General features: G+C 51.9%; 23 protein-coding genes. 11 read left to right on the top strand and 12 right to left on the bottom strand.

Features of this window, described 5'->3' with window-relative positions; genetic code table 11:
- Window positions 1-44: 44 nt before the first annotated feature.
- The gene (locus tag J1779_RS16980; protein ID WP_217204330.1) at window positions 45-632 is read left to right on the top strand and encodes a flavin reductase family protein; all 588 of its coding nucleotides are present in this window, start codon (window positions 45-47) and stop codon (window positions 630-632) included.
- A gap of 141 nt (window positions 633-773) precedes the next feature.
- A complete protein-coding gene (locus J1779_RS16975) occupies window positions 774-953 on the top strand; it encodes a hypothetical protein (protein WP_056775066.1) in 180 nt (59 codons plus the stop codon).
- Window positions 954-1,136: 183 nt separating this feature from the next.
- On the opposite strand, the gene J1779_RS16970 is transcribed toward J1779_RS16975, so the two are convergent.
- Complete coding sequence (locus J1779_RS16970) at window positions 1,137-1,868, bottom strand: GntR family transcriptional regulator (RefSeq protein ID WP_056775062.1); 732 nt, start codon at window positions 1,866-1,868, stop codon at window positions 1,137-1,139.
- A 307-nt stretch (window positions 1,869-2,175) separates the two neighbouring features.
- On the opposite strand from J1779_RS16970, the gene J1779_RS16965 reads away from it, so the two are divergent.
- Both J1779_RS16965 and J1779_RS16960 read left to right on the top strand, forming a co-directional pair.
- Window positions 2,176-3,822: an alpha-glucoside-specific PTS transporter subunit IIBC gene (locus J1779_RS16965; protein ID WP_217204329.1), complete on the top strand. Its 1,647-nt coding sequence runs from the start codon at window positions 2,176-2,178 to the stop codon at window positions 3,820-3,822.
- Complete coding sequence (locus tag J1779_RS16960) at window positions 3,822-5,144, top strand: 6-phospho-alpha-glucosidase (protein WP_056775154.1); 1,323 nt, start codon at window positions 3,822-3,824, stop codon at window positions 5,142-5,144. The genes J1779_RS16965 and J1779_RS16960 overlap by 1 nt, the downstream gene beginning before the upstream one ends.
- 71 nt (window positions 5,145-5,215) lie before the next feature.
- On the opposite strand, the gene J1779_RS16955 is transcribed toward J1779_RS16960, so the two are convergent.
- Window positions 5,216-6,157, bottom strand: a complete 942-nt coding sequence (locus tag J1779_RS16955) for an aminoimidazole riboside kinase (protein ID WP_217204328.1) — start codon at window positions 6,155-6,157, stop codon at window positions 5,216-5,218.
- Window positions 6,158-6,408: 251 nt separating this feature from the next.
- Between J1779_RS16955 and J1779_RS16950 the strand changes: the two genes are divergently transcribed.
- The 4 genes from J1779_RS16950 (at window position 6,409) to J1779_RS16935 (ending at window position 11,902) form a co-directional block, all read left to right on the top strand.
- Window positions 6,409-7,995 carry a carbohydrate porin gene (locus J1779_RS16950; RefSeq protein ID WP_056775053.1) on the top strand — a complete coding sequence of 529 codons (1,587 nt, stop codon included), beginning with the start codon at window positions 6,409-6,411 and terminating at the stop codon, window positions 7,993-7,995.
- A 74-nt stretch (window positions 7,996-8,069) separates the two neighbouring features.
- Entirely contained in the window at window positions 8,070-9,440 is a 1,371-nt protein-coding gene (locus J1779_RS16945) for a sucrose-specific PTS transporter subunit IIBC (protein ID WP_122096912.1), read from the top strand.
- The gene (locus J1779_RS16940; protein ID WP_217204327.1) at window positions 9,440-10,849 is read left to right on the top strand and encodes a sucrose-6-phosphate hydrolase; all 1,410 of its coding nucleotides are present in this window, start codon (window positions 9,440-9,442) and stop codon (window positions 10,847-10,849) included. The genes J1779_RS16945 and J1779_RS16940 overlap by 1 nt, the downstream gene beginning before the upstream one ends.
- Before the next feature lie 30 nt (window positions 10,850-10,879).
- On the top strand, window positions 10,880-11,902 hold the full coding sequence (locus J1779_RS16935) for a LacI family DNA-binding transcriptional regulator (RefSeq protein ID WP_056775046.1): 1,023 nt from the start codon (window positions 10,880-10,882) through the stop codon (window positions 11,900-11,902).
- 45 nt (window positions 11,903-11,947) lie between these two features.
- Here J1779_RS16935 and mtr read toward each other — a convergent pair whose 3' ends face one another.
- The 3 genes from mtr to J1779_RS16920 form a co-directional block, all read right to left on the bottom strand.
- On the bottom strand, window positions 11,948-13,192 hold the full coding sequence (mtr, locus tag J1779_RS16930) for a tryptophan permease (RefSeq protein ID WP_217204421.1): 1,245 nt from the start codon (window positions 13,190-13,192) through the stop codon (window positions 11,948-11,950).
- Between the two features lie 608 nt (window positions 13,193-13,800).
- On the bottom strand, window positions 13,801-14,349 hold the full coding sequence (locus tag J1779_RS16925) for a hypothetical protein (protein WP_217204326.1): 549 nt from the start codon (window positions 14,347-14,349) through the stop codon (window positions 13,801-13,803).
- 457 nt (window positions 14,350-14,806) lie between these two features.
- Entirely contained in the window at window positions 14,807-15,316 is a 510-nt protein-coding gene (locus J1779_RS16920) for a hypothetical protein (protein WP_217204325.1), read from the bottom strand.
- 192 nt (window positions 15,317-15,508) lie between these two features.
- On the opposite strand from J1779_RS16920, the gene J1779_RS16915 reads away from it, so the two are divergent.
- Window positions 15,509-15,955: a hypothetical protein gene (locus tag J1779_RS16915; protein ID WP_056775032.1), complete on the top strand. Its 447-nt coding sequence runs from the start codon at window positions 15,509-15,511 to the stop codon at window positions 15,953-15,955.
- Between the two features lie 236 nt (window positions 15,956-16,191).
- Here the strand turns inward: J1779_RS16915 and J1779_RS16910 are convergent, their stop codons facing one another.
- From J1779_RS16910 to J1779_RS16895, 4 genes are all read right to left on the bottom strand, one after another.
- On the bottom strand, window positions 16,192-16,620 hold the full coding sequence (locus J1779_RS16910; RefSeq protein ID WP_122096920.1) for a GNAT family N-acetyltransferase: 429 nt from the start codon (window positions 16,618-16,620) through the stop codon (window positions 16,192-16,194).
- A 271-nt stretch (window positions 16,621-16,891) separates the two neighbouring features.
- Window positions 16,892-17,629, bottom strand: a complete 738-nt coding sequence (locus tag J1779_RS16905; protein WP_217204324.1) for a metallophosphoesterase — start codon at window positions 17,627-17,629, stop codon at window positions 16,892-16,894.
- A 418-nt stretch (window positions 17,630-18,047) separates the two neighbouring features.
- Window positions 18,048-18,545: a hypothetical protein gene (locus J1779_RS16900; protein WP_217204323.1), complete on the bottom strand. Its 498-nt coding sequence runs from the start codon at window positions 18,543-18,545 to the stop codon at window positions 18,048-18,050.
- A gap of 254 nt (window positions 18,546-18,799) precedes the next feature.
- On the bottom strand, window positions 18,800-19,378 hold the full coding sequence (locus J1779_RS16895; protein WP_217204322.1) for an XRE family transcriptional regulator: 579 nt from the start codon (window positions 19,376-19,378) through the stop codon (window positions 18,800-18,802).
- A gap of 63 nt (window positions 19,379-19,441) precedes the next feature.
- Here J1779_RS16895 and J1779_RS16890 point away from each other — a divergent pair, with 63 nt between their 5' ends.
- The gene (locus tag J1779_RS16890; protein ID WP_217204321.1) at window positions 19,442-19,951 is read left to right on the top strand and encodes a GNAT family N-acetyltransferase; all 510 of its coding nucleotides are present in this window, start codon (window positions 19,442-19,444) and stop codon (window positions 19,949-19,951) included.
- 73 nt (window positions 19,952-20,024) lie between these two features.
- Here J1779_RS16890 and J1779_RS16885 read toward each other — a convergent pair whose 3' ends face one another.
- Together J1779_RS16885 and J1779_RS16880 are read right to left on the bottom strand one after the other, a co-directional pair.
- On the bottom strand, window positions 20,025-20,474 hold the full coding sequence (locus J1779_RS16885; RefSeq protein WP_217204320.1) for a DMT family transporter: 450 nt from the start codon (window positions 20,472-20,474) through the stop codon (window positions 20,025-20,027).
- A 621-nt stretch (window positions 20,475-21,095) separates the two neighbouring features.
- Complete coding sequence (locus J1779_RS16880; RefSeq protein ID WP_217204319.1) at window positions 21,096-22,118, bottom strand: AraC family transcriptional regulator; 1,023 nt, start codon at window positions 22,116-22,118, stop codon at window positions 21,096-21,098.
- 62 nt (window positions 22,119-22,180) lie between these two features.
- Between J1779_RS16880 and J1779_RS16875 the strand changes: the two genes are divergently transcribed.
- A complete protein-coding gene (locus tag J1779_RS16875; RefSeq protein WP_217204318.1) occupies window positions 22,181-23,383 on the top strand; it encodes an MFS transporter in 1,203 nt (400 codons plus the stop codon).
- A gap of 305 nt (window positions 23,384-23,688) precedes the next feature.
- On the opposite strand, the gene J1779_RS16870 is transcribed toward J1779_RS16875, so the two are convergent.
- The gene (locus J1779_RS16870) at window positions 23,689-24,492 is read right to left on the bottom strand and encodes a carboxymuconolactone decarboxylase family protein (protein ID WP_056774995.1); all 804 of its coding nucleotides are present in this window, start codon (window positions 24,490-24,492) and stop codon (window positions 23,689-23,691) included.
- Window positions 24,493-24,505 lie beyond the last annotated feature (13 nt).

The following is a 24,505-nucleotide window of genomic DNA, read 5'->3' as shown; positions in this document are numbered from 1 at the left end:
GTTTTGCGATGCTGCACGCCGGACATTTTTTATGAGAAACGCCAATGACCCCACAATTTGCTCCCGTTGAGCTGGAAAAAGCTTACCGTCTGATTAATCACGGCACGACCGCGCTGGTATCTGCGCATCACGAAGGCGTTGACAACGTGATGTCTGCCTCGTGGGTGTGTGGTCTGGATTTCAGACCGGCAAAACTGACCGTGGTGCTGGATAAGATCGCCAGAACGCGCGAGCTTATCGAACAGAGCGGATACTTCGTGATTCAGGTGCCCACGGTCGCGCAACTGCAAATGACCTACGATCTGGGCAACCGTACGCTGCGCAATGACCCGGATAAACTGGCGAAATGCGGCACGGAGCTGTTTCGTATGGCAGGCCAGGGGGATTTACCTTTCGTCGCCGGTTGCACTGCGTGGCTGGCCTGTAAGCTGATCCCGGAGCCTCATAACCAGCAGGCGCATGATCTGTTTATCGGCGAGATTGTCGGTGCCTGGGCGGACACCCGCGTGTTCAAAAACGGACACTGGCATTTCGAAGAAGCCGATCCGTCGCTGCGCAGTTTGCACTACATCGCAGGCGGCCAGTTTTACGCTACCGGCGAACCGCTGAACGCCAATACTGATGTGAAATAATCCGCTGATACACCGGAGCTGGCGGTTTTATGACTACACCGCTGGCTACCTTGCACATAAAGGCCTACCATCGACCCGCACCATGCATAAAGACGTACCCTGGTTTTTTGAAGTTCCATGCACCACGAGTTAAGGATTGTTATGAGCGAAGTCGAAAGTTCGATCAGTGTTGGCGATAGTTTTACTGTCAAGAACGGCTCAACCCACGAAGTCACTGGCTTTGTGAAGAAAGGAGAAAGAATTTATCCAACGGTTAAAACTGACCACGGCGATTCTAACTTCACCTTCATTAAAGAAATTGTTTCAGTGAACAAAGCGTAACGTTAACGACCTTACCGAAGATCGCGGCCTGTTGTCTCCCTACGCAGAGCAGGCTGCGTGACGATGCCCCTTCAGATTCTATTTTCCGCTCCCTCTCTGATCTCCCCTTTTTTTCCTGATGACGTCTCAGCCAAACCGCACATCATGACTTTCCTGACATCCGCTTCAGACAGTGCTGACCTCTCAGGCTGGCCGTATGTGACCGGTACAGGATTTGTTGCGCTGCAAATGGTAGTCCACATGGTATTCGTTGGCGTTGCGGATCATCACTGAGTAATTGATGTAATCGCCGGTATCGCTGTAAGACAGCGACGTCAGGCGCAGCAGCGGCGTGCCTTCGGCGATGTGAAACAGGGCGGCGACGGTGCTGTCGGCGAGGATCGGGCTGAAGCTTTCATAGTTTCCGGCGATGCAGATATGGCATTCGTCTTCGATGTAGGAAAATTTAGAGCCTTCCAGATGCTTCACCGAAAGATTGCCAAATAAACGGCCAGGCATGTAGCTGTCTTCCAGCACCAGCGGTTTGCCCTCCACCGACCGCAGGCGGCGCGAATAGTAGATACGTTCATCGGTTTTGATGCGCAGCTGGCTGGCGATGGCCGGGGGCGCGCCCATGATCTTAAATTCCAGCACTTCGCTCACCGTCGGGCGGCCAAGCTGTTTCATCAGTTCACAAAACCCCATCAGCCCGCGCGTTTCATGCTGGACATCCTTTTGCGCGACGAAGGTTCCGCTACCGTGACAGCGCCGCACCAGCCCCCATTCGATCAGCAAGTCCACCGCTTTACGCAGCGTCATGCGCGAGACGCCAAACTCCGTTGCCAGCTTTTTTTCGCTGGGTAAAGCATCACCGATGCCGAAATCGGCAGAATTAATGCGAATTCTTAAGCGTTCAGCAAGCGTTTTGTAGATCACCGGCAGACCTCTTTCTCCGTGCGCGAATCTCCGTAGCCGGGCCTGAAAAGCCGGTTACGCCCCTGTAAATCCTCAATAACCTGTTCTGACCTTGCGGGGTTTTCAGACCCGCTAATTTCAGTGTATAGAAAAAGCCTGAAAAGTAGATCACTTCACCCACAGAAAAAGCATGAATGCGATCACGAAACGATTAATCATTTTGCGATCTTATTTTTCATTATTCCTACTCTCTGATCAGAAAATAAAAAACGTCATTAAAAACATTTTAATAAAAAACTCTGACCCCGAAGTAAAATGAGGATTATATATGCTCAGTCAAATCCAACGTTTTGGCGGTGCGATGTTTACGCCGGTATTACTGTTTCCGTTTGCGGGAATGGTGGTGGGCATCGCGATTATGCTTCAAAACCCGATGTTCATGGGTGAAACGCTCACCGCCCCTGATAACCTTTTTGCTCAAGTTGTTCATATTATTGAGGAAGGCGGCTGGACGGTGTTTCGCAATATGCCGCTGATTTTCGCCATCGGCTTGCCTGTCGGGCTGGCGAAACAGGCACAAGGCCGTGCCTGTCTGGCGGCGCTGGTCAGTTTTATGACCTGGAATTATTTAATTAATGCCATGGGATTAACCTGGGGAGATTATTTCGGCGTTAATTTCAACGTCGAACCCGGCGGGCAAAGTGGGCTGGCGATGATTGCCGGAATTAAAACGCTCGACACCAGCATAATTGGTGCGATTATTATTTCCGGTCTTGTTACCTCAATACACAATCATTTTTTTGATAAACAACTTCCCGTCTTCCTCGGTATTTTTCAGGGCAGCTCCTTCGTGGTGATTATTGGTTTCCTGCTGATGATCCCCTGCGCGTGGCTGACCCTGCTGCTGTGGCCGAAAGTGCAGACCGGTATTCTCTCGATGCAGCATTTCATGCTGGTTTCCGGTTCGCTGGGCGTCTGGGTCTACACCTTCCTCGAACGCATTCTGATCCCGACCGGTTTGCATCACTTCGTCTACGGTCCCTTTGTCTTTGGCCCGGCGGCGATTGAAGGCGGCATTCAGGTTTACTGGGCTGAACATTTGCAGGCCTTCAGCCAAAGCACCGAACCGCTGAAAACCCTGTTCCCGCAGGGCGGCTTTGCGCTGTTCGGTAACTCGAAAGTCTTCGGGTCGATGGGGGTTGCGATGGCGATCTACGCCACCGCCGCACCGCAAAACCGCGTGAAAGTGGCGGGGCTGCTGATCCCGGCAACGCTCACGGCCGTGCTGGTCGGCATCACTGAACCGCTGGAATTTACCTTCCTGTTTATTTCCCCGCTGCTGTTTGCGCTCCATGCATTACTGGCCGCCACGCTGGCGACGCTGATGTACATGGCCGGCGTGGTCGGCAACATGGGCGGCGGCCTGCTCGATTCTTTCCTGCCGCAAAACTGGATCCCGATGTTCCACAATCACGCGGCAATGATGTTCACTCAAATCGGTATCGGGCTGGTGTTTACCGGCATCTGGTTCCTGGTGTTCCGCACGGTGATCCTGCGCCTGAACCTGAAAACGCCGGGGCGCGAAGACAGTGAAATCAAGCTCTACAGCAAAGCCGATTATCAGGCGCAGAAAAAGGCCAGCGACCGCACGGCACCGTCTTCCTCACAGGGTCAGGCCGCCGGGTATCTGCAGGCGCTCGGCGGTCACGGCAATGTTATCGACCTCAACAACTGCGCGACGCGGCTGCGTATCACGTTGGGCGATATGGCGCTGACGCAAAGTGACGACATCTTCAAAGCCCTCGGCGCACACGGCGTCGTGCGGCGTGGCAACGCCATTCAGGTCATCGTGGGTCTGCACGTTCCTCAGGTGCGCGACCAGATAGAGACGCTGATGAAGCAAGACGCTTTCACACAATCATCCACATCCGGGGCGCGTTCCCCGACAGAAACATCCCTTACGGAGGCAGTATGATGAAGAAATTCTCAGTCGTTGTGGCAGGCGGTGGCAGCACATTTACACCGGGTATCGTTCTGATGTTACTGGCAAATCAGGAGAGATTCCCGCTGCGGGCCATCAAATTTTATGACAATGATGGCGCACGTCAGGAGATTGTCGCCGAAGCGTGCAAGGTGATCCTCAGAGAGCAGGCGCCGGAGATTGAGTTCAGCTACACCACCGATCCCCGTGCGGCATTCACGGATGTCGATTTCGTGATGGCGCACATCCGCGTCGGTAAATACCCGATGCGTGAAAAGGACGAAAAAATCCCGTTGCGTCACGGAGTGGTCGGACAGGAAACCTGCGGGCCGGGCGGGATCGCCTACGGAATGCGCTCTATCGGCGGCGTGCTGGAAATCGTCGATTACATGGAAAAGTATTCACCGGACGCATGGATGCTCAACTATTCCAATCCGGCCGCCATTGTGGCGGAAGCGACGCGCCGTTTGCGCCCGCAGGCCAAAATTCTCAACATCTGCGATATGCCGATCGGTATTGAAGGGCGCATGGCGGAGATTGCCGGGCTGAAATCCCGCAAAGAGATGCGCGTGCGTTATTACGGGCTGAATCACTTCGGCTGGTGGACATCAATCGAAGACGCACATGGCAACGATCTGATGCCCAAAATCCGCGAACATGTGGCGAAATATGGCTATGTTCCTCACACCGGTGAACAGGCAAGCGAAGCCAGCTGGAATGACACCTTCGCCAAAGCCAAAGATGTCTGGGCGCTGGATCCGTCCACTTTCCCGAACACCTATTTAAAATATTACCTCTACCCGGATTACGTCGTCGCGCATTCCAACCCTGACCATACCCGCGCCAATGAGGTGATGGAGCATCGCGAAAAACATGTGTTCAGCGCCTGCGCCGCCATTACTCAGGCCGGGAAATCGTCTGCCGGTGAACTGGAAATCGACGAACACGCGTCTTACATCGTCGATCTGGCGACGGCCATCGCGTTCAACACGCAGGCAAGAATGCTGCTGATTGTGCCGAACGAGGGGGCTATCACCAATGTCGATCCGCAAGCAATGGTCGAAATTCCGTGTCTTGTCGGCAGCAGCGGGCCGGAACCGCTGACGGTCGGTAAGATCCCACTGTTCCAGCAAGGATTGATAGGCCAGCAGGTGGCGGTGGAAAAACTGGTGGTCGAAGCCTGGGTGGAGAAATCCTACCTGAAGCTGTGGCAGGCGATCACGCTGTCAAAAACCGTCCCGAGCGCGTCTGTCGCCAAAGCCATTCTGGATGATCTGATCGAAGCCAATAAAGACTACTGGCCGGAACTGAAATAAAACAGGAGGTTAAGAGAGAAACGGCGCAGCCATCGCGGTTGCGCCGTTTTTTTATACGCCAGATGACATGTTTAAAACGCCTGCCCCCTAAAGACGGCCAGCGCCTGCGCATCCGGCAGCGCCGTCATTGCGCCGCGTGCGGTGGTGGCTAGCGCGCCGCAGGTGAGTGCCTGACGGATAATGGCGTGCCACGCCTCGGGTGACGGTTGCGGGCCGTGCTGTGCCAGTCCGGCCAGCAGCCCGGCAACAAACGCATCGCCCGCGCCGGTGGTATCGATGGCCTGCACTTTCGGCGCTGGATACTGCATCAGCGAGGCATCCTGTTTGCGATACACCGACACGCCGTCTTTTCCCTGAGTGACCAGCAATAACGCCGGATCGTGGCGCTGACAAAGCCGCAAAATGCCTTCTGACAGCAGCGATTCGCCGGTCAGATACGCGAGTTCATCCTCAGACACTTTTACTACGTCTGCCAGCGACAGTGCCTGCTCGAGGCATTCGCGCAGTGCATTTTCATCCGGCCATAAATCGTGACGGATATTCGGATCAAAGCTGACCTGGCCGCCTGCCGCTTTCATCTGCGCCATGGCTAAAAAGGCGGAAGAACGCGAGGGTTCAGCGGAAAGTGAAATTGAGCACAGGTGCAAAAACTCTCCGGCGGAAAACGCAGGAATATCGACAGATTGCAGAAACAGATCGGCGCTCGGGCGCACCATAAACGTAAACGATCGTTCGCCGTCAGCATCGTTTTCCACCACCACGGTGGAGGTCCGGTGGTGCGGATCGCGGTGCATAAATTCGGTGTTCACCGCTTCGTCATCCAGCGTTTTACGCAAAAATGCGCCGAAAGGGTCGTCGCCCACGCGGCCAATAAAACCGCTGTTTCCTCCAAGACGGCTGATGCCGACCGCCACGTTGGCCGGTGCGCCGCCGGGGCACTTCAGTAAACGGCCATCTTCTTCGGGGATCAAATCCACCACGGCATCGCCCAATACCCAAACCCGCTTATTCATCTTCATTCCCTTTTTCTCGTCCTGATAAGTCATCTGTCGATAAAGTAGAAGAACCGGTTTAGCTAATCAAGCACAAATGAATTATTAGGATTCGGTGACGATTTGCCAGCAAGATCACAATTCCACTACAAGACTGGCGAACTTCGTTGCCTAAAGGCGGGGGGAGTGCTTATTGTGCTCAGGAAAACCAGTTTAGCAATTTAGCTAAACAGTTTTTCCCATAATAATTACATTTCTTCTGAGGGATAAAAATGATGATGAAACCTCGCTATCTTGCTGTTGCTATTGGACTTATTCTTTCTTCTGCGGCTCAGGGGGCCGATATTTCCGCCAGTGCGATTGAAGCCCGCTTCAACGCCATGGAAAAACGTTTGCAACAGGCTGAAAGCCGCGCCGCCAAGGCCGAAGCCCGCGCAACGCAGGCAGAACAGCAGGTTAAGCAGCTGGAAACACGCACCGCCAGCAACGAGCAGCAAACCCGTCAGGTGGCGAAGACGGCAGAAATTACCCAGCAGCAAACGGCGGATGTGGCAAAACGCACCGAAACGTTAGCCAGTAATACCAAAACCAGCAGCAGCGATAACAGCGGGTTTAAATTCACCGGTTACGCCCGTTCCGGCGTGATCATGAATGATTCCGCCACCTCGACGGAAAGCGGCCCTTACGTGACGCCAGCCGGACAAACCGGGGGCGCGGTCGGCCGTCTGGGCAACGAAAACAACACCTACGTTGAGCTGAATCTGGAGCACAACCAGACCATGGCCAGCGGCGCAACTTCACGTTATAAGGTGATGCTTGCCGACGGCCAGCGCAGTTATAACGACTGGACCGGCGCGACCAGCGATCTGAATATTCGTCAGGCGTTTGTGGAACTGGGTTCGCTGCCGACGTTCACCGGCCCGTGGAAAGACTCCACGCTGTGGGCGGGTAAACGCTTTGACCGCGATAACTTTGATATTCACTGGCTCGATTCCGACGTCATTTTCCTCGCCGGCACCGGCGGCGGGATTTATGACGTGAAGTGGGGCGATAACCTGAAAAGTAACTTCTCGCTCTACGGGCGCAACTTCGACGATCTGGACGATAACAACAACAGCAATGACGACACCCGCATTGAGAACTACATCGTCACGGCGAATAACTTCGCCGGGCCGTTCCAGTGGATGGTCAGCGGGCTGCGTGCCAAAAACAATCAGGATCGCGAAAACACCGGTACACAGGGCGTCACTAATGCCGCGGATACCGGCTTCCATACCCTGCTGGCCTACCACGGCGACAGCTTCTACGGCCTGCGCGAAGGGACATCGAAAACCGCGCTGTTGTACGGTCACGGTTTAGGGGCAGAAGTGAAAGCGCTGGGCTCGGACGGGCATCTGACCGACGACGCCAGTACCGTACGTCTGGCCACTTACGGCATCACGCCGCTGAGTAAAAACTGGAATATCGCTCCGGCGATCCTCGCTCAACAGAGCAAAGACCGTTATGTCTCCGGCGACGATTATCAGTGGCTGACCTTTAACACCCGTCTTATCCAGCAGATCACCGAAAACTTTGAACTGGCCTATGAAGGCAGCTATCAGTACATGGATCTCGATCCGCAGGGCTATCAGAATAACAACAAAGTGAAAGGCGGATTCTACAAACTGACCTTCGCGCCGACGTTTAAAGTGGGGGATATCAGCGATATGCTCAGCCGTCCTGAAATCCGTTTCTTCGCCAGTTACATGGACTGGAGCCACAAACTGGACAGCTACTCTTCCAGCGACTCGTTCGGGACGGACGGTTTCACCTCCGGCGGCCAGTGGAATTTCGGCATCCAGATGGAAACCTGGTTCTAAAAAGCAGGGTGTGAATCACCATGATACGCCTGAGCACATCGGGCGTTATCGTTCAGGGTAATACAAGGAACATTATGAATATCAATGCAATCGCGACTGAACTGCTTCCGTTACTGGGAGGCAAAGACAATATTGCCAGCGCGGCACACTGCGCCACGCGTCTGCGCCTGGTGCTGGTGGATGACAGCCTGGTGAACAAAAGCGCCATCGAAAAAGTCGAGGGCGTGAAAGGCTGTTTCAGCAATGCGGGTCAGATTCAGGTCATTTTTGGCACCGGTCTGGTGAACAAGGTTCACGCCGAGTTTATTAAAGTGGCGGGGATTGGCGAATCCAGCAAATCCGAAGCGGCCAATATTGCGGCGCAAAAGCTCAATCCGTTCCAGCGTATCGCGCGCGTGCTGTCGAATATCTTCGTGCCGATCATTCCGGCCATCGTCGCCTCCGGCCTGCTGATGGGGCTGCTCGGTATGGTGAAAACCTACGGCTGGGCCAACCCGGACAGCGCGATTTTTATCATGCTCGACATGTTCAGTTCGGCGGCGTTTATCATTCTGCCGATCCTGATCGGGTTCACCGCGGCGCGTGAATTTGGCGGTAACCCGTTCCTCGGCGCCACGCTGGGCGGCATTCTCACCCATCCGGCGCTGACCAATGCCTGGGGCGTTGCCAGCGGTTTCCACACCATGAATTTCTTCGGTCTGGAGATTGCGATGATCGGATATCAGGGCACGGTGTTCCCGGTGCTGCTGGCGGTCTGGTTTATGAGCTTCATCGAAAAACGTCTGCGGAAAGTCATTCCCGACGCGCTCGATCTGATCCTGACGCCTTTCCTGACGGTGATTATCTCTGGTTTTATCGCTTTCCTGATCATCGGCCCGGCAGGCCGTGCGCTGGGTGATGGCATTTCCTTTATTCTCAGCACGCTGATCACCCATGCGGGCTGGGTCGCGGGGCTTATCTTTGGCGGGCTGTATTCGGTGATTGTTATCACCGGGATCCACCACAGCTTCCATGCCATTGAAGCCGGGCTGCTGGGCAACCCGAACATCGGCGTGAATTTCCTGTTGCCGATCTGGTCGATGGCTAACGTGGCGCAGGGCGGTGCCTGTCTGGCGGTGTACTTCAAAACCCGTGATGCGAAAATTAAAGCGATCGCCATTCCTTCGGCATTCTCGGCTATGTTGGGCATTACCGAAGCGGCCATTTTCGGTATCAACCTGCGCTTTATGAAACCGTTCATTGCCGCCTTAGCCGGCGGTGCGCTCGGCGGGGCATGGGTGGTGGCGATGCACGTCAACATGACCGCCGTCGGCCTGACCGGTATTCCGGGGCTGGCGATTGTGCAGGCCAGTTCGATGGTCAGCTACCTGATCGGTTTAGTGATTGCTTTCGGCAGCGCATTCCTGCTTTCCCTGCTGCTGAAATACAAAACGGAGAGTGAATAATGTCGGAAGTGAGTTTGCTGAAACAGGCGTTGCGCAGCGTGGTGGCGGGGCAGGTGAAGGCCGCCGCTGACCCTTACCGTCCCGGCTGGCACCTCGCGCCGCCGGTCGGTCTGCTCAACGATCCCAACGGTTTTGTGCAGCACAACGGCCGCTACCATCTTTTCTATCAATGGAATCCGCTGGCCTGCGCGCACGGGGCAAAATTCTGGGGGCACTGGAGCTCAGCGGATCTACTGCACTGGCAGCATGAGCCGCTGGCGCTGGCACCGGCAGAAGAGTATGAGTCGCACGGCTGTTATTCCGGTTCAGCTGTCACGGACAACGGTCAGCTGACGCTGATCTACACCGGCAATGTGAAATACCCGGACGGCAGCCGCACCGCGTTTCAGTGCCTGGCGCGTGAAAACGTGCGCGGCGAGTTTGAGAAAACCGGGCCGGTGCTGGATTTACCCGCCGGTTACACCGGCCATGTGCGCGACCCTAAAGTCTGGCAGCACGAAGGCCGCTGGTACATGGTGCTGGGCGCGCAGGATCTCAGCCTGCAAGGCAAAATCCTGCTGCTGCGCTCTGAAGATTTGCTGTCATGGGAATCGCTGGGTGAAATCGCCGGTTCCGGCCTGAACGGGCTGGGCGAGTTTGGGTATATGTGGGAATGCCCGGATCTGTTCCGTTTGTCCGGCAGCGACGTGCTGGTCTGCTGTCCGCAGGGGCTGCCTGCCCAGGCCGATCGCTACCTGAATACGTTCCAGTCCGGGTATTTCGTCGGGCAGCTCGATTACGCCCGCGGGACGCTGGCGCATGGCGAGTTCCGCGAGCTGGATCTCGGCTTTGAATTTTACGCACCGCAAACCACTCAGACCGATGATGGCCGCCGTTTGCTGATCGGCTGGATGGGCATTCCCGACGGCGATGAGTTTTATCAGCCGACCGTCGCGCAGGGCTGGATCCATACCATGACCTGCCCGCGTGAACTGACGCTGGAAGACGGCAGGCTTATTCAGCGCCCGGCGCGTGAGCTGCGCCAGTTACGCGGTGAAGTGCAGGCGTGGCGGGGCATCGCGCAGGACGCGCCGGTGTGGACCATCAGCCGTGCGGAGGTGGAAATCGACACCTCCGGGCCGTTTGCCGCGGATTTGGGTGGAAATCTGCAACTGGCCTGGGACGGAGAATGGCTGCGTCTGACGCGTCAAAACCGTCGCAGCGGCGAGCAGGAGCAGCGCGTCTGGCGAGGCGCGTTACGCTCCCTGACGCTGTTGTGCGACAGTTCATCCGTTGAAATTTTCATCAATGACGGAGAGGCGGTGATGTCGTCGCGCTATTTTCCTGCGTTACCGGCGCAACTGACCTTCAGCGGGGCACAGCAGATAGCGCTGCGTTACTGGTCGTTGACGGATTGCGTGATAGACTAAACGTCTTTCCGGACAACAGAATATGGCGCAGTGAAAAAGACCAAACGCATTACTATCAGCGGCATAGCCGAACTGGCTGGCGTGTCGAAATCGACTGCCAGCCAGGTGCTCAACGGACACAGCAAAAAGTTTCGCATTTCCGATGTCACGCGCGATCGCGTGCTTGCGGTGGCCGCTGAGCAACATTATCAGCCGAGCATTCACGCCCGTTCACTCAACGCGGCGCGCAGTTACACGCTGGGGCTGGTGGTGCCGGAAATGACCAACTATGGCTTCGCAGCCTGCTCAAACGAGCTTGAAACCTTGTGCCGCGAGAACGGTATGCAGTTGCTGATCGCCTGTACCGATGAAAATACCAGTCAGGAAACCATGGTGGTGAATAACCTGATCCAGCGCCAGGTGGATGGGCTGATCGTCGCCTCAAGCATGCTCAACGACGCCGAATACGTCAAAATCAGTCAGCAGTTGCCGGTGGTGCTTTTTGACCGCCACATGCAGGACACTCAGCTGCCGCTGGTGGTGTGCGAAGCGATCGAATCCTCCGCTGAACTGGTCGCCCGCGTGGCAAAAAACCATGCCGATGAGTTTTATTTTCTCGGCGGCCAGCCGCGAATTTCCCCGACGCGTGACCGTCTGGCGGGCTATCAGCTGGGCCTTGAACGTGCCGGCGTCAGCCTCCAGCCTGAGTGGATCATGTACGGCAATTATCATCCGAGCTCCGGCTATGAGATGTTTGCAAATCTCTGCGCGCGTCTGGGGCGTCCGCCCAAAGCGTTGTATGTCGCCTCGTGCGGCCTCATGGAAGGGGTGTTGCGTTATATGAGCCAGCACAAACTGCTCGAGAGTGACATTCACCTGTGCAGTTTCGATGACCATTATCTTTATGATTCGCTGTCAGTGAAAATCGACACCGTGGCACAGGATTGCCGCGAGCTGGCGATGCACTGCTTTGACGTGGTGATCGGTCTTATCAATGAGCAGCAGCCTGAAGAACTCCGCTGCTACTTAGCCCCCCGGCTGCACTGGCGGCACCCGGATTCTCTCCCCGCCTGAGACGAACCCGTTCCCGATACCGCATCAGGAACGGGTGCCTGCGCATTACCGGTATACCGGCAACAGATTCACGCTCGAAAGAATATGCACCACCGCATTGAGCACCCCGAACAGCAGCACCAGCACAATCATTTTATTCCCGCCCCAGACCCGATACAGCGGGCTGCCAAAGCGTTTACGCGATTTGCGCGCCATCAGCGCAGGTACGATCACCGCCCAGACCGTGGCCGCCAGCCCGGCGAAACCGATGGCATAAATGAAGCCGTCCGGGTAAATCACGCCGCCAATCATCGGCGGAATGAAGGTGACCAGCGCCGTTTTGAAACGTCCGGTTTTGCTGTCGTCAAACTTGAATAAATCCGCCAGATAATCGAACAACCCGAGCGTGACGCCAAGGAAAGAGCAGGCGACGGCGAAATTCGAGAAAATCGTCAGCAGTAAATCCAGGCCTTCGCTGTTGAGGATCTGGCTCAGTGACTGCACCAGCACATCAATATTGCCGCCGCGTTCAGCGATACCGATAAAATCCGGACGCGGAATATTGCCCATGGTCCCCAGCATCCAGATCACATACAGCCCGAGCGCCATCAGCGTGCCTAGCAGCAGACATTTTTTGATCACCTGCGGGTTCTTGCCGTAATACTTCATCAGGCTCGGAACATTACCGTGATAGCCAAACGACGCCAGACAAAACGGCAGCGTCGCCAGCACATAGGGCATATAACTCGGATGCAGTTCCACGCTGTTGAGCAGATTGACCGGCCTGATGTGCCACAACAGGCTGCCGAAGGTCAGGAAGAACGCGATGATTTTAGCGCCGAGCACGATGGCGGTCATCCGGCTGACCGCACGGGTGCTCAGCCAGACGATAAACGCGACGGCCAGTGCGGTCAGCATTCCGCCCAGACGCGGTGAAAAGCTCACAGACATTTCACGCATCGTATGCTGGATAACCGAGCCGCTGGCCGAGATATAAGCGTAAGTCAGAATGTACAGCACGAAGGCGATGGTGATGCCGTTCAGCCGGTTCCAGCCTTGACCGAGCAGATCGCGGGTTACGGTATTAAAACTGGAGCCAATCGGGTAATTGAGGTTGGCCTCGAGGATCATCAACCCGGAATGCAACATGCAAAACCAGGTGAAAACCAGTGCGGCGACCGACCAGAAGAACCAGGCGCCGGACATCACCACCGGCAGCGAAAACATCCCGGCACCGATGATGGTTCCGCCGATAATCATTGCACCGCCAAAGACGGAACGGAGTGGGGCTTCCCTGGAAAGCGTCGCCATAGTGCGGATCCTCGCGTGGCTTTTATCACGATTCATATAACGAATTGCTGTAAAAGAAGAGATGGTAAAGGACGTCAGAAAGCGCGTGATTATTCTGCGACTCTGACCTTAAGCGCGACAATATAGTGCAAACGAGCCATGTTGTACACCGTGAACTAGTTCACTGGTACGAAAGGCGGCACTGAGGAGTGCAGTGCCCCCGAGCCTGTAGACATATCTGGGCCTACATCTTTACTATTCAAATGCTCTTATTAAAGAGAACGTGATGTTTTTAAATATCGCTAAGACTAAACCTCTTATCGCGGATAGATTGCCGAATATCCTGACAGCTGGGTATATAAAAAATTCCGAATAGGGCAGGCGGCAAAAAGTCCGTTAGTTAAATAAAATATATAAGTGATTTCTGAACTCAGAAACGCTTGCCAATCAGAGTTGCTATTTGATGTCAGGGTTACATCCATCATTATTGTCGCATACGAGCGGAATAAACGATGTAAACGGCTCATCACCGTTATCGGGTCAAGAATAAAGGGGCTTACCTCACATCAGAAGAAAAACGGAGTTGAGGCGATTGTAGCTAAGGGTATTCCCTCAGCTACATGAATAACTCATTTCACCAGGATGGTCGTAATATGTTTTATTCGTGAGGAAGGTATTGGGCCATTGATATGCAGTTCATCGACAGAACAGTATAGATTCTCAATGGCTTCTCTTGCGAAAAGCCTGGCCTGATCTCTCGGAAACTCAACGAGTGCCCTTTGCAGAGTAAACTCAGCGATATTTTCAATTAACGCATCAGAGTTAATGTTTTTATTTTCAACGAATGAAAATGTCGGCATCCCTTTTGTATTAATTTCATAAAGATGCTGAATTTTTTCCCGTCCTACATACTGATTAATGTCTAAAAATTTTTTCGCCCCTTCTTTGGAACGCGAAGCAAATACGTTCTGTTCCCCAAAAACGCGAATCTCTTCAGTATCACGACTCAGTGTACCAGCAAATCCATTCTTTTTGATTTCATCAGGTGAGCGGGAATCGTAGCGATAGGCCAGTTTATTATTGATAGAAATGTAAGCGCCAGTATAATTAAAATTTCCTGTGGTTCTTTCAAAACTATTTTTTGGAGTCGCTACTAAAGATTTAAATCGATTAAACATATCCATGTCCTGAGACTTAAAAATGAAATTTTAACACGGTGATGTTATCCACGTAAAGTAGCCCCTCTCTAAGCGAGGTTCTGATTTTCAAATGGTTCCTGGCTAAGACCCTGCACACGCTTTAGCGACGCTAAATAAATGTGCACCGATATAAAATTGTTTGCTTGCGATGCTCTTCACGTAGCCCAGAGCAAATATGTGGCTATCATTCAGGAATGAACGTTTGCTCCTCGCTCACTGCGGACCTGTGCAAGTTACCTTCAGGGGTATGTTTTACGTTTTATTGCGCTCGAACAGAGGCCTCATTAATAGGAAAAATGGAAAATTAAATTAATGGCTAAGATCCAATACAATCTAACCCGTGGAAGCGATGTGATCCGTGATGGGATGTACCTCGAACTTTCTGAGGCTGGAACATCCCCGCTCCGGCAAATTGCTGAAGTCTTCTATTCCGATGTCACTCATGAGTTCTCTTTTTCTTGCTTTTTCTGCTCCATCCAAAAGTGTCGGCGCAGGGTGCTAACCATTGACGGATTTTGGAATTGCACGACAACGCCTCGGGTTCGAGCAAGCGCGCTCCGAAATTGGCATGCCGCAGGAAGCGCATATCCAGGCATTGCTCAAGTTGCCCAGCCAGCAGGGGAAAATCCATGAGGCTGGATAGTCGGGGCCATTTGATCAATTTTCGGTAGCGCAGTTGCTCCGACTCGATGCGCAAGTCATCATTTGGGCGCCACTGAATGTTTAACAGCTTGTCATGACGCGACAGGTCGACCAACCAGTTCCCGTTAGATGGGATGCGCAAATCCAGTTTCAGGCTTTCAGGCCGCAACTTGTTGCGCTTGTAAAACCAGTGCTCAGGCGGTTCGTTGGTTAGGTCGACGGAACACCCGCTATATGACACCTCGGCAACACCGAACCTTGCAAACCATTCGGCGACGTCGGGATGGGTAGAATGGTCGAACATATTTTGCATGCTCCTTAGAAAGCGTCATTTAGCACAAGAGCTTATCGCTCTAAGCAGGCCAATAAAATCCTTTTGGGCTGCTGAATGCCAGGAGCAGAATTTCATGCCATTATTTAAATGTTCTGGTAGCAGATTCAGTTAAAATTAACAAATTGCCGTTGAAAGGCGCAGAGCAACCAACTAGGTGTTTTCATGAAGAAAGGTCAGCCCAGATTGATAATGGATCCCTACGAGTGGCTACCAGGATATGGTGAGTCAAGGGTATCGTTCCACTCCGTTGGACTAGATGTAATACTCGATATTGATTATGAAAAAGAGATTTTAGTTGATAACGAAGAGGTGGTACTGGCTTTAAGGCGGGAAATTACATTCAACTATGTGCGATGTTTCATCCGGGGGCCGTTCCCTGGAGGCTCTCTTTTTGAGTTAGATAGTGTTCCAAGTGAGTTTAAGCTTGGTAAGTTGACGGAGTTTGCAGATTCAGAGTGGCTGAGAGACAACTTGAAAACGTGGAGTCTTGTGTCGAGTCATGAATCGCCGAAGTTCAGACATTTCAGCATTCAGTTTTTATCAGAAAATGTTGCCTTTGATGTACTTGCTGTAGATGTGTTTTTATCCGATGAGCTGCCGGTCCGTTGATTTTTGTCTGATATGAAATCAACGGGAATCGCTTCAGTTTGACCCTATCCTCGATATCAATGACACTTTTTGGACTGTAAAGTGAGCACTTTAACCGACAGCCTTTATCCTGAGGTTGCTATAAGCGAAAAGGACGTCTATTTTGTAGCAAATAATACTTAAGATTCTAGATGACCTGTTGGGATTCATTTTTCTTTGAACTCACCGTTCGTATATTAGCCAAAATTCAATATGTCCTATAATGATTTTTTCATAAAAATACGGCTTATTCCTTCCGGTTTACTGTCAATACGCCCAAACTCTTCCCAGCCGTACTTTTTATAAAAATCAGGAGCCTGAAAGCTAATTGTATAGAGAAACGCAGCAGAGCAGCCTCTTTTTCGTCCTTCATCTTCAAAGCGATGGAGGATGTCTGAACCTATCCCCATTTTTCGCAACTCTGGTGGAAGATAAAAAAGATCAATAAACAGGAGTCCCAGTGAAGACCGCCCTTGCATTCCGCCAAGGACCTTACCCGTGCTGGTTGATTTTACTAAGACAGAAAGGGGTTTACGATCGTTTATACCCGTCATAAGATCGTTAAATTCATTTAGCCCTTCTTCAATTGGCAGCAATTTCGCTGCATCTGAATCTTCACATACCTCAAGACTGATTTCTTCCGCCATTCCCTATACCCTTTCAAAAGTGATATACCCAATGCTTATGTCGCCAGTGAGATTAGCGCGGACAGCTCGGATTTGCCATCTGCCAGTCTTTTCAGCTTGGCTTTAAAATTGGTTGTAGCCCAAGGCAGTAACGTCTGCTATTGGCTCTAACAGTCGAAGCCCTTTAGGCAACTCAGTGCCAAAGGAGGATATTGCTCTCTCGGAACATTATGTGTTGATCACTGGGGAGCATGTCGTTTTCTATAAGGTCTATGCGTTTTCTGAATGCTAATTAAACGCAAACGTGATGGCTGGTAAAAGAGTTACTGACGTAGCGGTGAATCATCAACGCTGGCGGATCATTCACAGGAGGAACGTTTACTGTTCCAAACCAGACAGGATTAGCCGGGCAGACGGAGCCACAAATGTAGGCCGGTATGCCTGCCAACGTACCCGCGATTGGTCTGTGGACATGGCCTGTAGAAATGGCGAGTAGTCTGGCCGGGGCGCGTCTAATCAAATCTTCCATTTCTGTTAGACCTCTGCACATCGTTTCATCAAGCGTCGGTATACCAGATGCAAATACGTGATGGTGCATAAACAGCAATGACGGAGTGCCGCCTGTGTCGCTAAGTTGATTATCCAACCATTCCAGATGGTCAGTCACACTGCCGTAATCCTTATAATCAATCGTCGAATCTAAACCAATCAGGCGAAGATCACTTGTGTTATGGATTAAGTGCAAGGCCTCTCCTTGGGCATTGTGCAACCATCGGTTCTCACCCCAAACCGAACGCATCAGACTGCGGTCGTCTGAGTTACCGGGCAGGATCAATGAAGGGTAATTTTGCTGATTCAGGCGGTCAGCTATCTGTTTATATCCTTCCTGCCAATGCCCATCCGTTAGATCACCTGTAAGTACCAGTACGTCCGGTTGCAGATGCGCAAGCCAGTTCAGTACCTGGTCGAACCGAAACAGGTGATCATTTTGGTTTGAGGCGTGAATGTCTGAAACCTGCGCTATCAGCATAAAGACCTCATACGATTACTTTGAGGGGAACAAGACCGTGATTTATGGCCATGAATCCGGTTTCTAACATCATGTTTTTTCATTACTACGGAAACAATGGACAGATTAATTAGGGTTAGTAATCCAAAGGTTACGGTGAATCAGGCTGGCTGCAATGGCGGTAGGGAATTCGCAATGAATCGCAAAGTTCAATTCCCACTACACAGAGCCAATGTTATCAGGGATGCGTAAGGTCCGCTCCTCGCTCACAGCGGACCCTTTACGCCCGCATGTTTGCTTCGTGCCAGAAGCGGACATGACCAGTATTAAGACTCTGGTCACTCCAAATCTGACTCGTGACCGTCCAGAAGAATAGTGCCTCTTCATTCGAAGTTTCCTGGAATTAGTCAAAATAGAAGAGGGTGCTTCGCCGTACTCGCTACTCCGGCTGCATTTTTCTGTTCCATCCAAAAGTGTCGGCGCAGGGTGCTAACCATTGACGGATTTTGGAATTGCACGACAACGCCTCGGGTTCGAGCAAGCGCGCTCCGAAATTGGCATGCCGCAGGAAGCGCACATCCAGGCATTGCTCCAGTTGTCCAGCCAGCAGGGGAAAATCCATGAGGCTGGATAGTCGGGGCCATTTGATCAATTTTCGGTAGCGCAGTTGCTCCGACTCGATGCGCAAGTCATCATTTGGGCGCCACTGAATGTTGAACAGCTTGTCATGACGCGACAGGTCGACCAACCAGTTTCCGTTAGATGGGATGCGCAAATCCAGTTTCAGGCTTTCAGGCCGCAACTTGTTGCGCTTGTAAAACCAGTGCTCAGGCGGTTCGTTGGTTAGGTCGACGGAACACCCGCTATATGACACCTCGGCAACACCGAACCTTGCAAACCATTCGGCGACGTCGGGGTGGGTTGAATGGTCGAACATATTTTGCATGCTCCTTAGAAAGCGTCATTTAGCACAAGAGCTTATCGCTCATAGCAGCCCAATAAAATCCTTTTGGGCTGCTTCGTGCCAAAAGCGGACATTGCGCGAACTGGACTGTTATGTGCCTGCAGAAACGTTGCTATCACCCCGACGGTTACAAAATTAGGCTCAAATGGGATGCTCAGTTAGGCTAAAGAATTACCTCCTGATGAATTTTTCGCAAACTATGAAAAAGTCAGCTCTCATGCTCGTGATTAGGATGGCTTGAGAACTATCACGGCATAGCGGCAAAGGTCACCTGTATCATTTCTGAAGATACAGTCAGCGGGATCACCAAGCTCCAGACAATCACCCGGTAACATCTCAAAGGTTGTGCTGCCCTCGACAAATGTCAGCTTACCCTCAATGACCCAAATGAGCTGACGTCGTGAAAGGTAGGAGATGGCGGGCATAGGCACGGCAGTATTTGCAGGCAGCTCGATACTAACCAGGTCTACGGGGATCTGCCCTGGTGAAGCATGGCGACGGATGTAGCCTGTTTCAGGATCCTGCCATAGAGCCTGATTTTCATATCTGACAAGCATTCCGGTACGAACTTCCGTTTCAGCAAGCAATTGGGACATAGACATGTCGTAAGCGCCAGAAAGTCTCGCAAGCAGGGTTGCTGTTGGGCTGCTTTCACCACGCTCAATTTTATGAATCATCGCTCGTGATACGCCAGAGCTAGCTGCCAAATCGGTCAGGGACCAGCCCCGTCTTTCTCTTTCAAACTTTATCTTCAGGCCAATACGAGTGTTCAAGCCGTCTTCTTTACTAGACATTTTATCTAACATAATGGATAAGTATAATAGTGTACGGTTTATCTACTTTAGTGAATGAAAGACGGGGTGTCTACTATGCAAATTCGTACTGCTACAGAACACGATGCTGAAACCATCGCTGAGATTTATAACGATGCCGTGCTTAATACCACGGCTATCTGGAACGAAAATAAGGTCGATTTTCTTAACCGAATAAAATGGATGAAAGACCGTCGTGATGCAGGCTTTCCCGTCATCGTATTTGTTGATGCGAACGATTCAGTTCTGGGATATGCCTCATATGGCGACTGGCGCCCGTGGGACGGTTATCGCCACACCGTTGAGCATTCTGTTTATGTGCATAAAAGTGCCCGGGGGCGTGGCGCAGGTAAGGCACTGATGGAAGAACTGATCAAACTTGCAGCCGATCAGGGGAAACACGTCATGGTGGCCGGCATTGAATCTGGAAACTCAACCTCAATCGAGCTTCATAAAAAACTCGGTTTCACAGAGGCCGGCAGAATGTCAGAGGTAGGCAACAAGTTTGGCCGCTGGCTGGACCTGACGTTTATGCAGTTACGCCTTGATACACGGGAACTCCCCTGATAGCGAATACTCACAGAACACTACATTAGAAGCAATAAAAGGCACAGGGATGTGCCGGTGACAAAGCTTGAGATCAGAACTTGCGCGATGCAACGAGAAAAGCGCCCGCAACCAGTAACACAGCTCCAATTATGGCTGGTGCGTTTTTAATTAAATTCTCTGTACCACTGCGGTAGATATCATATCCCAGACCTGCGACAAGCTGACTGGCGACCAGTATCGCAATCGTTCGCGAAGCACCGATATTCTGATAACCAGTTATCCCAGTAAATACAAAAAAAGAACCTAAAATGCCCGGAAGTAGCATCCAGCCCCTGAACGATTGTATTAGCTCGTAAAACCCTGTCACACCGGTTTTTCCCGCAAGTAAGCTACTGAGCAGGGTAAGCCCTACTGCAGAATTCAGCACCAGAGCTATCAATACTGTTGATGCTGAGTAACTTATCTTGGCCATCAACGTGTTCTGAATAACCAGAGCAACCCCTCCGGCAATCAGCATTACAAATGTAAGTAAAGAATCCATATTAACTCTATTGAGCCCTGCCATTATGATTTGATATGAATACTCTATAGTGGATTTATTGTCCACTATTGGAGATAAACTCATAGGGATTATGGATGCTTCAGATGAGGTGCTTAACGCAAACGCCTATTAAGTCCAGAGGTGCTGATCTGGGAATGCAAATGTCCGCTTCTCGTTCACAGCGGACCTGTGCAAGTTATCTTCTGGGGAATGTTTTACGTTTTATTGCGCTCGAACAGAGGCCTTGTTAATAGGAAAAATGGAAAATAACCCGTGGAAGCGATGTCATCCGTGATGGGATGTACCTCGAGCTTTCTGAGGCTGGAACATCCCCGCTCCGGCAAATTGCTGAAGTCTTCTATTCCGATGTCACTCATGAGTTCTCTTTTTCTTGCTACGAAGGATGCATCCCTCTGGAAGAGATTGAAAAGCTCATTCACGCAGCTAAAAAATTGCTTCCGCCAGCAAAGCAGGAATCTTGATGGGTCTGAATGTCTGCTGAGTGCCAAAAGCGGACATTAAGAAAATTACGATACCTTGAGTGTTAAAAGCCGTTTCCGCTCAGTTTTTAATGTTGAGAGCAGCGTCATACAGTGAGTCCAATAAATATAAAGACAACATTCACTCATTTATTGTATTAACGCCTCGTGCTGGTCGCTGACGCATAGCGCCCGGCGGATATCCATTGATGCGCTTAAAAGCTCTGCTAAACGCTGCCTGTGAGGCATAGCCGAGGCGAAGAGCAACAGTCTCAATTGAGATCTTTTCGTGAATAATCCAGTGACCTGCGATGCGCATTCGCACCTCCCTTGCATAGCGCTGAGGAGGTATGCCGATGATTGATTTGAAGCGTTCAGCAAAAACAGAACGTGACACATGCGACTGGGCAGCAAGCTCGGCAACAGACCACTCCCGACCCGTATCGCGATGAATCGCCAGAATTGCACGGGCGAGTCGTGGATCACGTAACGCAGCGATCAGGCCTGCGGCGTTCTCGCTGCCATTTTCGATCCATCCTCGCACAATCATGGCAGCCGCCACTTCTGCGAGGCGTGCCAGAATGCCCGCGAAGCCAGCGCGTCCGGAACAGATTTCAAATTTCATCGCGCCCAGAATGGGAACCAGCCCCGGATAGATCTGTTCATTTGCCTCAACCACTATGGCTTGCGGCATCAGTTTACCAAGACCCTGCATTCCACCGAGATCGAACTCCATACAGCCATAAAATAGAACCGTGCTGGGTGTCGGATGCGAACTCGGGCAAGTATTGATTCCGCTGACGGCTTCACCTAAGGGAGCAGATCCTAAGGTGTCGATATGTTGAAATGAACAGCTGACATCCGATACAAGCTGATGATCCTCACCCTGCGGCATGAATACCATGCTTCCGGCTTTCAGTTCGTGCAATGTACCGTCGTTTGTGCGAAGCAGAGCAGTACCCACAGCGATGTAATGAAAATAGGCATGTCCCGGTCTGTTGCTAAAACCGACGCCAAACTGAGAGCCAGTCTGTAAACGGCGATACTGCACACCACGCAGCCGCATTTCCAGCAGCAGTTCACTGATGAGTTCGGATGACAGGGCGAAATGTTTATTCACAGGCATAATCGGCGTTTCGGGTAAAAAATCAGGATGTGGCATCATAGATCGTCCAGCTGCTCAACTCTAGACTTGGTGTTGTCATTTTTTCCCAAGAAGAGTGTGTTATGAGAAATGAAGCAACTGTAGCTGTATCCGCGAGTTTGAAGAGTGCGGAACCCAAAGAGTCCGCATGGATGGCCGTTATTTCACTGACGATGGGCGTGTTTGGCTTGCTGACTGCAGAATATCTTCCTGCCAGCCTGTTGACACCCATGGCTGCCGATCTCGGTGTGACCGAAGCTCTTGCAGGTCAGGCTGTGACAGTAACCGCTGTGGTGGCCCTGTTTGCTGGTCTGATGGTTCCCCGCCTGACGCGTAATTATGATCGCCGAAATGTTTTGCTTAGTTTTACCGTGCTGATGATTGCCTCAAACCTGCTTGTCGCACTTTCATCCAGTCTGGCTGTTCTGTTAGTCATGCGCATTTTGCTGGGCATCGCGCTGGGAGGCTTCTGGAGTCTGGCTGCTGCCGTAGTTATGCGGCTGGTCCCAGCTAAAAGCGTCCCGCGTGCTCTCTCTATTATTTTTAGCGGTATTGCTGTCGGTACCGTAGTTTCGATCCCGCTGGGGAGCTATTTAGGGGGGCTTTATGGCTGGCGTAGTGCTTTTATCGCTGCAACCGCAGTAGGCGTGCTGACACTGCTCTTTCAGCTGTTTACCCTTCCTGGAATGGCTCCGCGTAAAATGATGATAACGGCTTCTGTCATGGATTTACTCCGCCGTCCAGGCATTGCGATGGGAATGACGGGGTGTGTGATTGCCCATACGGGTCAGTATGCGTTGTTTACCTATATTCGTCCGGCTCTGGAAAATATTGCCCAACTTGATGTGGATCGTTTGTCTTTGATACTGCTTGGATTTGGCATCGCTAATTTTATTGGCACGCTGCTGGCCGGGTGGATGATGGAGAGAAGCCTGCGTCTTACCCTGATACTCATGCCAGCGCTTGTTGGTTTAGCGGCATTAAGCATGATTTTGCTGCCACTAGAGGAAAAAGGATTGATGTTGTTCGTCGCGTTATGGGGGATGGCATTTGGTGGTGTACCCGTTGCGTGGTCAAACTGGGTAGCGCGATCCGTTCCCGATCAGGCTGAAACTGCTGGCGGCATGGTAGTCGCAGCAGTTCAGTCCTCAATTGCTGCGGGTGCTGCGTTGGGAGGATTACTCTTTGGTTTCAGCGGCGTAACAGGTGTTTTCATTACCGCTGGTTGCATAATGTTTTTTGCCACACTCGTTATTGGACTAAAGGTGAGGGTCGCACTGACCTGACCCGTTCCCATATAACAACGTTTCAAATGAAGGCCAGCTGAACCAGGTGGCTGGCCTGAAAAAAAAAGCGAGATTTCCTATCCTCTTTCCGCTCTATTTTTGTTGCCCGCTCCTCGCTCAAAGCGGACCATTTACGCCCGCATGTCTGCTTTGTGCCAGAAGCGGACGTTGCTCACATTACGGTGAGATAACCATCTCCGGGCAGGTTAAGGTGTATTACGTGGTGATAGCCACGATTTTCTGTATGAAGAAGCAGAGAAAAAGATATGGAAGGAACCACTAAAAGCGGGTCCTTCCTGAACATTTTATTTTTTGCTGAATGACCGATTACGTAATACCTCACCCACAACCGGCGCTGCGGTAAATGCATTTGGCCAGCCAGCGTAGAACGCGGCCTGGGTAACGACTTCACCCGCCTCTTCGGCTGAAAGTCCATTATCCATAGCTCTATTAAGGTGATAGCCAATCTGCGCGCTCTGTCCGGATGCGATTAATGCGCTGACCGTAATCAGGCTTCTGTCGCGGGGGTTCAGCGCGGGTCTTTGCCAGAGATCCAGGAACAGTGGGTCAGCAGTGAATTTAACCAGGCCTGGAGATATTGGGCCCACATTTTTTCCCACTGTTTCTGAACGCTGTTTTTCTGCTTCCTGGTTGAGGGGGAGCAGATCCGGAGAAGCTTCAGGAAGTGCATCTGCCGTGACGCCACGAGATGCAAAAACCGCTTTGGTCACGCTGACGGCTGACATTGCATTTGGCCAACCTGAGTAGAACGCCAGATGGGTAATGATTTCTGACACTTCCGCTGGCGTCACGCCATTATCAAGGGCAATGTCTATATAGTGTTTGAGGTCGCCAAGCTGGTTTCTGGCAATCAGCATGGCGACGGTCACCATACTACGGTCCCTGGGCGAGAGGGCATCGCGTGTCCACAGATCTTCAGTAATAGCTTCGCGACCAAAGCGTGCCAGAGCCGGTGAGACAGAACGAATATCAGCTTCCGAAATCGCTGAAGGTTCAATTTTCATCATAGCTTTACCTCTTGTTTCCTCAGCATTAGCAAAATCAGAAATAACAAGCGACATGGCCGCCGCTGCAATTACGCTTTTCATGTTAATCCTCACT

This window comes from Rahnella rivi (genome assembly GCF_019049655.1).
Taxonomy (GTDB): Bacteria; Pseudomonadota; Gammaproteobacteria; order Enterobacterales; family Enterobacteriaceae; genus Rahnella; species Rahnella rivi.
Note: the sequence above shows the minus strand (reverse complement) of the source record. Positions and strands in the feature narration are given on the sequence as shown.